Annotated in this window: 12 protein-coding genes; 8 read left to right on the top strand and 4 right to left on the bottom strand. The window is 58.2% G+C overall.

Going from position 1 to position 11,799, the window contains the following annotated elements:
• The first annotated feature begins 319 nt into the window (after positions 1-319).
• The 5 genes from HMPREF2756_RS01350 to HMPREF2756_RS01330 all read left to right on the top strand — a co-directional run bounded on the left by HMPREF2756_RS01350 (position 320) and on the right by HMPREF2756_RS01330 (position 3,955).
• Positions 320-526 (top strand): DUF4177 domain-containing protein, encoded by a 207-nt coding sequence (locus HMPREF2756_RS01350; RefSeq protein WP_048754236.1) that lies wholly within the window; start codon positions 320-322, stop codon positions 524-526.
• Positions 527-655: 129 nt separating this feature from the next.
• On the top strand, positions 656-1,138 hold the full coding sequence (locus HMPREF2756_RS01345; RefSeq protein WP_013397767.1) for a RidA family protein: 483 nt from the start codon (positions 656-658) through the stop codon (positions 1,136-1,138).
• 13 nt (positions 1,139-1,151) lie between these two features.
• Positions 1,152-2,216, top strand: a complete 1,065-nt coding sequence (locus HMPREF2756_RS01340; protein ID WP_070617411.1) for an NUDIX hydrolase — start codon at positions 1,152-1,154, stop codon at positions 2,214-2,216.
• Between the two features lie 89 nt (positions 2,217-2,305).
• A complete protein-coding gene (locus HMPREF2756_RS01335; protein WP_070617408.1) occupies positions 2,306-3,304 on the top strand; it encodes an NADP-dependent oxidoreductase in 999 nt (332 codons plus the stop codon).
• A 15-nt stretch (positions 3,305-3,319) separates the two neighbouring features.
• A complete protein-coding gene (locus HMPREF2756_RS01330) occupies positions 3,320-3,955 on the top strand; it encodes an NAD(P)-dependent oxidoreductase (protein ID WP_070617406.1) in 636 nt (211 codons plus the stop codon).
• A gap of 144 nt (positions 3,956-4,099) precedes the next feature.
• Here HMPREF2756_RS01330 and HMPREF2756_RS01325 read toward each other — a convergent pair whose 3' ends face one another.
• Positions 4,100-4,777 (bottom strand): Crp/Fnr family transcriptional regulator, encoded by a 678-nt coding sequence (locus HMPREF2756_RS01325; RefSeq protein WP_070617403.1) that lies wholly within the window; start codon positions 4,775-4,777, stop codon positions 4,100-4,102.
• Positions 4,778-5,142: 365 nt separating this feature from the next.
• Between HMPREF2756_RS01325 and HMPREF2756_RS01320 the strand changes: the two genes are divergently transcribed.
• Positions 5,143-6,336 (top strand): MarP family serine protease, encoded by a 1,194-nt coding sequence (locus HMPREF2756_RS01320; RefSeq protein WP_070449764.1) that lies wholly within the window; start codon positions 5,143-5,145, stop codon positions 6,334-6,336.
• A 193-nt stretch (positions 6,337-6,529) separates the two neighbouring features.
• Here HMPREF2756_RS01320 and HMPREF2756_RS01315 read toward each other — a convergent pair whose 3' ends face one another.
• Positions 6,530-7,282 carry an SDR family oxidoreductase gene (locus HMPREF2756_RS01315; RefSeq protein WP_070617401.1) on the bottom strand — a complete coding sequence of 251 codons (753 nt, stop codon included), beginning with the start codon at positions 7,280-7,282 and terminating at the stop codon, positions 6,530-6,532.
• A gap of 133 nt (positions 7,283-7,415) precedes the next feature.
• Positions 7,416-7,859, bottom strand: coding sequence for a type II 3-dehydroquinate dehydratase (gene aroQ, locus HMPREF2756_RS01310; protein ID WP_004005487.1), 444 nt, complete (start codon positions 7,857-7,859; stop codon positions 7,416-7,418).
• Positions 7,860-7,970: 111 nt separating this feature from the next.
• On the opposite strand from aroQ, the gene nth reads away from it, so the two are divergent.
• Together nth and HMPREF2756_RS01300 are read left to right on the top strand one after the other, a co-directional pair.
• Complete coding sequence (nth, locus tag HMPREF2756_RS01305) at positions 7,971-8,897, top strand: endonuclease III (RefSeq protein WP_070617398.1); 927 nt, start codon at positions 7,971-7,973, stop codon at positions 8,895-8,897.
• Complete coding sequence (locus HMPREF2756_RS01300) at positions 8,890-9,657, top strand: NUDIX hydrolase (RefSeq protein ID WP_070617395.1); 768 nt, start codon at positions 8,890-8,892, stop codon at positions 9,655-9,657. Before nth ends, HMPREF2756_RS01300 begins: the two co-directional genes overlap by 8 nt.
• 65 nt (positions 9,658-9,722) lie before the next feature.
• Here HMPREF2756_RS01300 and HMPREF2756_RS01295 read toward each other — a convergent pair whose 3' ends face one another.
• On the bottom strand, positions 9,723-11,675 hold the full coding sequence (locus HMPREF2756_RS01295) for a bifunctional 3'-5' exonuclease/DNA polymerase (RefSeq protein ID WP_246825785.1): 1,953 nt from the start codon (positions 11,673-11,675) through the stop codon (positions 9,723-9,725).
• Positions 11,676-11,799 lie beyond the last annotated feature (124 nt).

Genomic DNA, 11,799 nt, shown 5'->3' with positions numbered 1-11,799 from the left:
TCATTCAGTTTAGCGGATACACCTGAGAACGCATCCCTCAAAAGGGTTAAACTCTAGGTTTAACTTGCCGGTTTCCCGTCTTCGCGGGCAACGCGCCGGATGCGCATCCTTGGTTATATCGTGAAAACACCGCGTCTATGCCCCGAAAATCCGCGTCATTTCGCGGGTTATGTACTCTGTGCGGGGCTGACCGGCGTACCCGGTGCACGAGGTGACCGTTCGGCGTCACGTTCTGCCCCTTTGTTACGCCTAGAGCGTTGAACCTGCAATAGAGCGCAATGACCTTGTTCGAGCCGGGGAACAGGACTACCCTAGAGCTATGAAGAAATGGGAATATTTGACTGTGCCGTTGATCGTGCACACCACCAAGGCAATCCTTGATAACTACGGTGAGGAAGGGTGGGAACTTGTTGCGGTTCTGCCCGGTGCACCCGCACCCAGCGGACCGACCCCTGCAGGCAACATGGTGGCACCCACCCAGGGTAACCCCATTGCCTACCTCAAACGCGAGAAAGTTGAAGGCTAAAGCCTTGCACCACGCCCGGTAACCTGAATCCTCCGGTTGCCGGGTTTAGCGTTCCTTTTGCGATATGCTTCTACACAACACTACATATATGCGGCGCACGTGCCACCAACCACATCCCTGGAGAACCCCATGACTGAATCCCGTTATGAACTGAGCATTCGTGAACTTGGTTACCAACTTCCCGAAGTCGCAGCCCCTGTCGCCGCCTATGTACCCGCTGTGGTGAGCGGGAACTATGTGTATACCTCCGGACAGCTTCCATTCGTCAGCGGTCAGTTGCCCGCCACCGGTAAAGTCTCGGATTCGGGTGACTCAACATTTGTGACCCCTCAGGACGCCAAGAAGTACGCCGCTATTGCAGTGCTGAATGCGCTTGCCGCCGTGAAGTCCGTTATCGGCGACCTTGATCGGGTGAAGAAGGTCGTGAAAGTTGTGGGGTTCGTGGCATCAGACCCGGAATTTACCGGTCAGCCCGGCGTAATCAACGGCGCCTCTGAGCTGTTGGGTGAGATCTTTGGTGAGGCTGGTACGCATGCCCGCTCGGCGGTCGGTGTTCCGGTGCTTCCGCTGGACTCTCCCGTTGAGGTTGAAATCATCGTCGAGTACGTCTAATATTCTCAGGATCATGACTACGACACCTTCTCAGAAGTTGTACACCGGAGTAGTTCCGGTGGTTGGTGAAGAACAAAAGCCGCGCATCTTTACCGGGCGGTCTTCTGCACCTGCCGCACGCACCGAGCAGATTCAGCGTCTTTATAAAATCCCGGAGTTTATGCGCACCGCCGCCGAAACCTGGGTATCCGAGGGCGGTGAGGATGCTGGAGGGGCATGCTCGCTCCGCCAAGCAGCGTCAGTCATCTTTGTGCGTGACGGCGAAGACGGTCTTGAAACCATTCTGACCTACCGTCCGGGGTCCTCACCCTTGGGCGTTGTCGCTTTTCCGGGCGGTACCGTGACCCCCGGCGACGACGACGCAACCCCCTGGTATGGTCCGACCCCCGACGAATGGTCTGCCAAGTTCAAATTCAAAAATGTAACCTGCGCGCGCCGCACCGTGATCGCTGCTATTCGCGAGTCCTTTGAAGAGACCGGTCTGCTTCTTGCCGGTGAGGACGGGCAGAACGTCGCCGAAAGCGGCGCGGGTGAAGAACAGATGAGTCAGCGTGAGGCAATCGCTGATCAAGACAAGAGCTTCGGGCAGTTCTTAACCTCAAGCGGGCTGAAACTGCGCACAGACCTGTTGCGCCCGGTATCGCGTTGGCAGTCGCCAGACTTCTTCCATAAACGCTACGACATCGCCTATTTCACCACGGTTGTTCCCGTGGGGCAGAACGCCAAGCTGCTGGAAGGCAAAGGTGTGTGGGGCAGCTGGGTGAATGTGCGCACGCTCATGGAGAGTAAGGATACTTCGGAACTGGGGGATCGTATCGGGCAGCCGAATACGGTGGGTAAGACCCTTGAGGAACTGGTGACTCCCGCCGTGATGTGCATGCTTGAGTCGCTCGCCGCCTCAGAAACCGGGGTATCGTGGCTGGCAAAGCGTCGTACCGTTGAGGTGAAGAAACCCGTGCTCGTGAAGAATGACGGCGCGTGTATGCTTTCGTTTACTGAAGTTGTACCGGTGTCGTCTAAAACAGGAACGCTTGGCACAGTCGGTCCACTCAAGTCGGCCTCTGTTGCCCCCTCATAAGATTTGGAAGGCCGGATTTTCCGCATTGTATTGTGTTGAGAATCCGGCCTTTGTTGTAGGCAGATAGTCACAGTGAAAGGAAAAATCTCATGATTCGCAAAATTCAGTACAACGCCTATGGCGATCCCAGCGTCCTAGAAATGGTTGAGTCAGATGAGCCTGCACCGGGTGAAGGTGAAGTCCGTGTGACGGTCAAAGCGGTCGGACTGAACCCTCTGGAGATGAAGACTTTCGAGGGGTTCAAGCCGCTTCGCGTCGTAGAGACGATTAACCGTTTGCGTCACCCGTCCTGGTGGTTTGGCCGCGGTCCCGCACGTTTTCCAAAGGGTGTGGGGCGTGATTTTTCAGGCGTGATAGATGCTCTCGGCCCCGGCGTGAACAATGTTGCTGTGGGCGATGCGGTACTGGGAACCCTGCGCAGCGCTCCCGGTTCCGGCGTGACGAAAGGCTCACTGGCTGAGAAACTGGTGACTTCTGCACAGAATATTGTTGCGAAACCTGAGAACCTGAACTTTGAGGTTGCCGCAGCCTTGGGTGTCGCCGGGGAGAGCGCATGTGGGGCGTTCCGTGCAATCGATCTGAAACCCGAGGATGTGCTGGTTATCAGTGCCGCATCTGGCGGTGTGGGAGCCGTGGCGGTTCAGCTTGCGGTGCATCGGGGAGCAACAGTTATCGGTATCGCATCGGAGAAAAACGCGGAGTTTGTGCGCTCTCTAGGGGCTATTCCGGTTGCATACGGTGACGGTTTGAAGGAGCGTATTCTCAAGGCAGCACCGACCCCGGTTACGAAAATGCTTGACTGCTACGGCGGGGACTATATCCCGTTAGGGGCAGAGCTCGGACTGAAAGGGCCCGCGATGGGCACGCTGATTCCTACACCGAAGGCGATGATGAAGGGCGCACAGTTTACGGGGGCGCGGCATGCGCAGCCCGGTGACCTGAAAGAAGTCGCCGATCTGGTGGCATCGGGAGATATTGACGTGACCTTAGCGCATGTGTACCCCTTCAAACTTGGTTCCATCCGTGACGGTTATAAGGAACTGGGTACGGGGCATGTGCGCGGTAAACTTGTGGTCACTATTCCCTAACAAAAGTCGAAAACTATGAAAATTTTAGTATCTGGTGCTACCGGAAACGTGGGTCGTTTGGTCGTGGAACAGGCGCTTGCGCGTGGTCATGAGGTAGTTGCACTTGCCCGGAATCCGCAGAATCTTCAGCTTGATCACCCGAACCTAACCACGGGCGCTGTAGATATTCTTGATGCTCAGGCCCTCAAACCCTGGCTCCAAGGCGTAGATGCGGTCATCAGTACCGTAGGGATTGGCACCTCGAAAACGCCGACAACCCTTTACTCTGCCGGGACAAAGAATCTTCTGGACGCCATGCAAGAGCATGGGGTATCACGTTTGGTCGTGATCTCTTCGGAGGTCGCCGAACATTGGGCTCATCAAGGGCTCTTCAAGCTCTGGGTGGTGTTGCCGCTGCTGCAGCACTTTTTGGGTGCAACCTACGATGATATGCGGCGTATGGACGTGGTGTTGTGGGAAAGCACTGCGCAGTGGACGGCGGTGCGTGCCCCTCGTATTCAGCCGATGAAACCCAAAGGTTCTTATCGGCTAGATGCCCACAAGCCGCTTCGACGCGGCTGGATGATTACCCCGGCAGATATGGCGACTGCGTTGCTCGATATTGCCGAACGTGAGGACCTGAACCGGCAGCACGTCTACGTTGCTGACTAGGAGATGCCTCGTGAAAAAGGACACCTGTTATCGCCTGCGTAAATGTGAGGGGAACGGGTATACGAAAACCGCATCCGAAATCGTTGTATAACACGACGTGTCGGATGCGGTTTTCTGTAAAGACTTTGTGCGCTGTCAGAGAGCTTAGCGCGAGCGTTGACGCAGTCGCGGCAGATCGAGAACCACGACTGCGCGAGCCTCTAGGCGAATCCAACCGCGGGAAACGAACTCTGCCAGTGCCTTATTAACGGTCTCGCGGGATGCACCGACAAGCTGTGCCAGCTCTTCCTGGGTGAGTTCGTGGGCAACGAGGATGCCGTCGGTTGCGGGGCGCCCAAAGCGGTCTGCAAGGTCGAGGAGAGCCTTAGCGAGGCGACCGGGGACGTCAGAGAAGACAAGGTCTGCCAGCGCTTCGTTGGAATGGCGCAGGCGGCGTGCCAGGGTTTTGATAACCTGGTCGGAGATGCTGGGATCCTGTCGCTGTGCACGTTTGAAGGATTCGTGCTTGATAGCAGCCAGGCGTGTTTCGGAAACCGCTACGGCATTGGTGGAGCGGGGCGATGGGTCGAAGAGCGCCATCTCGCCGAAGACGTCGCCGGGTCCCATGAGTGCAACCATGTTTTCGCGCCCATCTGCGGCGGTGCGCCCGAGCTTGACCTTGCCGGAGAGCACAGCAAAGAGCTGGTCGCCCTGATCGCCCTCGTAGAAGAGCACGGCGTTGCGGGACAAATCAATTTCTTGGATATCGTCTGTAAGCAGCTTGAACGCGGCGTCATCGAGAGTCGCGAAAAGCGGGGAACGACGAAGGATATCGAGATCCATAGTTACTCCTTGAGTGGGATAGCGGGCGATTCTTTCGCTCGAAAATCTGTGCGTCACACGGTCGCATCTGCGAGACGGATACGATGTGAACCGCATCGCTGGTGTGTGACATATTCAACTAATACTGAGCGTACCTCATATTTTTTATTTCCGCATCTAAAAAACAACATCCAGGAGGAAAAGTTTTCTGCGCTTACGGGGAAAACTTAAGAAATTCACAGCTTCGCACTCTAGCATCAGCATGTACAGTGTGAGAGGGCTTTGAGCAGCGCACGAACTCTTCGACTTCTCTCATGCTCAGGCGTGCCTTCCGGACGCGCCGTGCGGATTCACCGCATTTTATGTATTCACCAAGGAGGACGCTCATGCCAGCAACTTTTAGCCCCCTTGACATTATTATTCCTGTCATTCTCGTGCTTTATTTCATTGCCGGTCTGCGTAGCGGTTTCTTCACCACGCTAGGCACCTTCATCGGTCTTGCTCTAGGCGTATGCGCCGCCGCGTGGCTCATCCCGCTCGCCGTTGCGGCTGTGGGATCCAAATGGGGGCTGATTACCGCTATCGGTATCCTGATCCTCTGCCTAACGCTGGGGCAATGGTTGGGACTCATTGGCGGCCGCAGCCTGCGCCGCGTCACAGATATAACCCCGCTTAAAGGCGTGGAACGTTTCTTTGGCGGCGTGCTCAATGTTGCCGCCTGCGCGCTTGTGCTCGTGGTTTTGACGCTCACGATGCGCACCGTACCCCTGCCGCAGTTCAACGCCGCGTTGAACAACTCAAAGACCCTCTCATGGATGGTCGAGAACACTCCGGATGGTCTGCGCAACGGTATCGAAAATATTCGTAACGATGTGCTCGCATCCGGCACTATTCCCGAGGTGCGCCAGCTGATCGCCCCGGAAACCAGCGCACCAACCCAGGGTGTAGAGACGGAGGCGCTCAATAACGCCTCTGCCTCTGTAGTGCAGATTCTTGGCGCCGCCGAACAGTGCGGATACACTTCAACCGGTTCCGGGTTCGTGGTGGATCATGGGCTTATCGCAACGAACGCACACGTGCTTTCGGGCGTGAACTCGCCTATGGTGAGGGATCAGCGCGGGCGCACCTGGCAGGGCGAGGTCGTCTATATGGATACCGCCCAGGATCTTGCCTTTATCCGCGTGCCCGGGATGAACCTGGATCCGCTGCCGATCGGCAGGAACGCTAATCCTGGCGAGACCGTAACCTTCATGGGTTACCCCCAGGGTGGACCGTTCAAGGCGCTCCCTGCGACCGTGCAGGGTGTGGGCAATACCCAGACCATTGATGTAGAGACCGGTAAGCCTAACCCGATGCGCCAGGTCTACCAGCTTGCCGCAGATGTGCAGCACGGTAACTCCGGCGGTCCTGTTCTTGACGAAAACGGTAACGTTGTGGGCGTGGTCTTCGGTAAAGCTCCCGATGGTGAAAGCAGCACGGGGCAGACCGGCTATGCGATAACCGCATCCACCCTGAAGCAGGCGCTTGAGGCTGGCGGCAGCAACACCGCTTCCGTGGCGACCGGAACCTGCAAGAACTAACTGCTGTAACACGATAAACGCATAATGTTATCGCTGGGTAACTGTGCGATGACAACCAAGATATAAGGTGCCTCACGTATCCTTACCATTGGATGCGTGAGGCACCTTTGTGTGCCCGCCCCACCGCTCGGCGCTGAGGCTCTACGACGAACCTTCTCGGTTCTACTCAGACTCTAGATGCTGTGCCAATACGTCACCTGTTTGTGGGTGTCTGATCCTCCGCCCACTGAGCGACCGTGGGCCCAAGTAACTCTGCATTCTTGGGGGCAAGCAGAACACCCTCAGCGAGCGCATCTAAGACAGGATCTACAACGCTTACTTTTCGACGATCACCTATGGCGTGCAGGTAGGTTTGGGTCAGTTCTGGAAGCCAAATTTGCTCGGGTCCAGCGATCTGCCGGTTGCGCGGGCTTTCGGTCGCAGTTTGAACAAGTACCTTAGCCACAGTCTCCACAGCGATGGGTTGAATCAGCCAGTTTTGAACCTTCACGTTGGTCTCGGTCTGTGTGACGGCTGCAGGGTTAAGAGCAAACTCCATCCACTGCGCAGAACGGACGATGGAGTGCGGAAGGGAACTGTCTTCTAAAACCTTCTCCTGCGCTCGCTTGGCGAGATAGTAGTCAAAATCATCAAATGCGGGGTGGTCAATATTGCAGATGGAAAGGTGAACCAGATGCTGTACCCCAACATGCTGGCAGGCTTTCTCTAGGGTTTTGGTAACGTCTGAAAAAGTATCAACCAGGCTGGCCGCGGGGTCTGCAGGAAAAGCGTTGGACGTGTCAATGACCACCTGGGCGCCGTTCAGAGCCTCAGCTAGTCCTTCTCCGGTATGCAGATCGACGCCTGTGGCACGAGAGAGAGCAATGACCTCGTGACCTGCTTGCTGGGCGGCGTGAGCGGTGGCGCGACCAGCTGTTCCGGTGGCACCTACAAGAGCGATCTTCATGTGTCCTCCTTAAGAAGTCCTTCAGGGGTGGGTACACCCTCCCGCTGTGGAATCGAAAAATGTAGATTGGTTAATCGTAGCTACCCCTAGAACAGAACGTAACCCATCCGGGTGCTTCAATTAACGCAGAAGTCTACTCCGACTCTAGGTGCTGCGCTAAGAAATCTACCGCCATCACGTACCCGTAGGCGCCTGCCCCGGCGATCACCGCTGTTGCCTGCGGGGACACATACGAATGATGCCTAAACTCCTCGCGTCGGTGCACATTCGAGAGGTGGACCTCGACGACGGGCAGCTCGGCGGCCTCCAGCGCATCGTGAAGCGCCACCGACGTGTGCGTGTACGCCGCCGGGTTGATAATAATCGCCGCGCCACGGGTGCGTGCACGCTGAATCTCATCCACCAGCACACCCTCATGATTGGACTGCATAAACTCAATATCGAAGCCGTGCAGGGCGGCGCGCTCGCGCACCATCAGTTCAATATCGTGCAGGGTCGTGTACCCGTAGACCTCGGGGCGACGCTGCCCCAGCAGATTCAGATTAGGGCCGTTCAGAACAAAAATCGTTGCAGACATACCCCTAGTGTGGCATATTTACTCGCTCAAAAGCAGCAGAAACTGTGCGGTAACGGCGAACTTCGGTACCCCTAGCTGGGAAAAGCAGACAAAAACCGGTAGGCTCGCGCTATGAGCGCATCCGCACCGAAAAGCACCACCGACACAGACCCAGATCTACAGCTCACCGAGGAAGAACGTGAGCTGCTAAGCATTCGCACCGTGCCCGAGTTTGAGGCGGCACAGGCGGCACGCCGCCGCGCGAAAGCACTCGCCAAAGCCCCCGAAAGTCACCTTGCCACCGTGCGCCGCGCCCGCAAAATCAACCGTATCCTGGGTGAAACCTACCCCTACGCCGTGGCTGAACTCGACTTCACGAACGCCTTTGAACTGCTGATCGCCACAGTGCTCTCGGCGCAAACTACCGATGTGCGCGTCAATCAGGTAACCCCGGCGCTCTTCGCCCGCTACCCGGATGCGCCCGCCCTCGCCGCCGCCACCGAAGAAGAGGTCGAACCCTATATTCAATCCCTCGGGTTCTACCGCGCCAAAGCGAAATCTATCGTCAAACTCGCCCGCCAGCTCACAGACGACTACGACGGAGAAGTGCCCGGAACACTCGATAAACTGGTGAAACTGGCAGGAGTCGGGCGCAAAACCGCAAACGTGGTACTCGGCAACGCTTTCGGGGTACCCGGGCTAACCGTCGATACCCATTTCGGCAGGCTCGCACGCCGCATGGGGCTCACCACCGAAGACGATCCCGTCAAAGTCGAACACGACGTTGCCGAGCTTATCGAACCGCGCGAATGGACCGACTTCTCACACCGCATGGTCTACCACGGGCGGCGCATCTGCCACGCCCGCAAACCCGCCTGCGGAGTCTGCCCCATCGCCGACCTGTGCCCATCATGGGGCGAAGGCGAGACGAACGAAATCAAAGCACGTAAACTCATGAAATATGAAATGGCCCCCGGTCGTGAACGCCTGCACCTGCGCTTCCTCACCGGTGCCACACGCCGCCAACTGCACGCCGAAGGATACCCGCTGAGTGCCTAACACCCTGAACACCGCCGCCGAACAAGCCCGCGATGCACTCGCGAACCTTGCCGCAGGAAAACTCGATGTCAACATAGACTCCCTCATGCGGTACGCGCCCAACAGTACCCTCTCCAAAGAGGCGGCAGTGCTCGTTCTCTTCGGGGTACTCGATGATGAACCGAGCGCATCCGCAGACTTTGACGGATGCCCAGAGTGCGTGGGCGAGAACCTGGACGTTCTGCTTTTGGTGCGGGCGGATACTCTGCGCTCACACGCCGGTCAGCCTGCATTCCCGGGCGGCAAAATCGACCCCGAGGATTACGAACTGGCGCGCCAGCAGGGGGTTCCAGTAGGGCGCATCGCCGCCCTGCGCGAGGCCGTGGAAGAGACCGGGCTTGACCCTGCGGGTGTTGAAATTCTGGGGGAGCTGCCGACCCTGCCGCTTGCCGTGAGCGATTTCAGGGTGACCCCGGTGCTGGGGTGGTGGGCTTCACCCACGCGGGTTGGCGTGGTCGATACGAACGAGTCTGCCCTGATTGCGCGGGTGCCCGTGCGAGATTTGCTCAACCCCGCCAACCGGCATACGGCATATGTGAAGCGCGGGCGCATAACCCATAAAACCCCGGCGTTTGAGGTCGTGCACTCTGGCGGTGATGCGCGGGTCGAGTTCACCGTGTGGGGGTTCACCGCGATCGTGCTCGATAAGATTTTTGATGCGCTCACCTGGACAGTACCGTGGGATGCTTCGGTACTTAAACCTGCGCCCGCATCTGGGTAAGCAGCCGTTGGCGGGTGTCTAAAGGCTCGCGGGAGGGAAGAGAAACGAGCGTAGGCGGCGTGGACCTATTTACCTTCGGCATAGTTGGTTGTGACCGTCACTGAGACCGGGAATTCCACCGGCACCGTCCCGAAAAGCAGGCGCGCCGCCTCTGCAGCAGACTCCCGCAGAATCCTCTCGACACGCTCCGCCTCAAGCTTGGGGCCGCACAGCAGCAGCTCATCGTGCAGAAAATAGACAATTTTGGTGCGCATAGGCATGCCGAAAACCGTCTCGGTCAGCAGACGCGAACGCACCCTGCCCATCCAGCACAGCGCCCATTCCGCAGCCGTTCCCTGCACCACAAAGTTGCGGGTCATACGCCCGTAAGAGCGCGAAAGTGAGACAGCACGCGACTCCGCCGCCGGGGTAGAACGGTCTGCGACCGTCCGTTTGAAACGTTCATCTGGGGCGGGTGAGGTGCGCCCCAAAAAGGTGGTGACCTGCCCGCCGACCTCGCCGATGCGCGCCGCACGTTCCGTAAACTCCATCGCACGCGGAAAAAGCTTGGCAACATGCGGCAGCAGCGCCCCAATTTCTCCGCTGCGCCCGCCGTACATAATGGCGAGAAGCCCCACCTTAGCCTGTGCGCGTTCGGTGAGCGCCACGCCCTCAAGCCGGGCGAGTTCGGCGATTCCCGCATACATATCGGTGCCGCGGCCCGCCGATGCCAGCGCCTCGTCGTGGCTGAGCGCCGCCAGGATGCGCGGCTCAATCTGCGAACCGTCAGAAACGAGAAAAACCTCGCCTTCGGGCGCTAGAATTGCCGAACGGATCTCAGCGGGAAGCTGCAGAGCCCCGCCGCCGGATGCGCCCCACCGCCCGGTAGCGGCGCCTCCAACTTCAAGATGCGGGCGAAAACGACCGTTGCGCACCCAGGAATCCGCCCAAGACCACCCGTTCGCTGTAAAGATGCGGTACAACTTCTTGTACCTGAGGATGGGCTCGATGAGCGCCCACCGCCGTTCCCGCTGCGTGGCAGTCTCCTCAGCCCAGCCCTTGAGCACATAGGAGCGGGTACTGGGTACGTTCACCCCGGCGGCGTGAAGCGCGCGTAAAAGTTCCTGCGGGGAATCTGGATTCAGATGGGGCGCGAAAAGGTCGGCACGAATCTGCTCGGCAAGCTCCATCAGCTTGGCGGGATGCTCGCCTTCAGGCGGGCGCGGGCCCAAAATCTTAGTCAAATGGGCATCATGCGCGGCGGTGTCAAAGGGAATTCCGTAGTATTCGATTTCTGCCGCGACCAGGGACCCTGCCGATTCCGCCGCCGCCAATAACCGCAGCCTTTCGGGATGCGCACCGGTAGCAATCGCCCGCAGCTGCGCGGTAAATTCGTCAAGATGCCGGTGCACCAACTCGGTATCTGCCGATGTCAGTGTTGGTGGTGCCGCCTCATGACCGGACGCAGTATTTTCTTCTGCCGCCGTCAAAAAATCTTCCCCGAAAAGCTCGCCCTGACCGGCAATTTGGCGTGCGACGGGCAGCTTACCCGCAGGTTTTTCGACAGTATCCTGCGCCAGGTCGAGAACAGGTTCATAACGAACATGCCCGCTCGGGTGAGTGCTTGCGGTGCGCAGAATTCGCTGTACCAGGCGCATATCGTGGCACAGCTGAACCCGCACCCCTTTGCGCAGCAGAATAGGCGCAATTGTGCGGGTGTCAGCCCATATCCAGCGTGCGTGCGGTTGCTTCGACTCGGGGTTAATGCGCGGGTCAGAGCGACGTTCGACTTCGCGCACATAGGCGGGCAGATTCCCGGTACTCACGCGGTCGGCACGCAGAATGTTGAGCTTCGTGTGCATGCCGGTCAGTTGCGCCGGGGCGAGAGATTCGACGTGAAAAACTCCCCAAAAAGCGGGGGAGGATGGGGAACCATGCCCCGATGTTCCCGTGACCGTGTGGGCACGCGCGGGATGCGCATCCAGCGGAATGACCGAACCGCCGGCGGGCGCATCGAGGGGAACAACGAGAATGTACACATTCCTATTATCGGTGAGAGAACCCCGAATATGCGAAGGCGACGGTGAACGACCCTGCATGTCAGGGCGAATTCGATGGCAGCAATCTATGTCCAAACACCGCTGCGGCAGATATTCTAAAAGA

Origin of the sequence: Rothia sp. HMSC067H10 (assembly GCF_001810635.1) — a bacterium.
In the GTDB taxonomy this organism is placed as follows: domain Bacteria; phylum Actinomycetota; class Actinomycetes; order Actinomycetales; family Micrococcaceae; genus Rothia; species Rothia dentocariosa.
The sequence above is the reverse complement of the archived record's forward strand: the minus strand, read 5'-3'. Positions and strand labels throughout refer to the sequence as shown.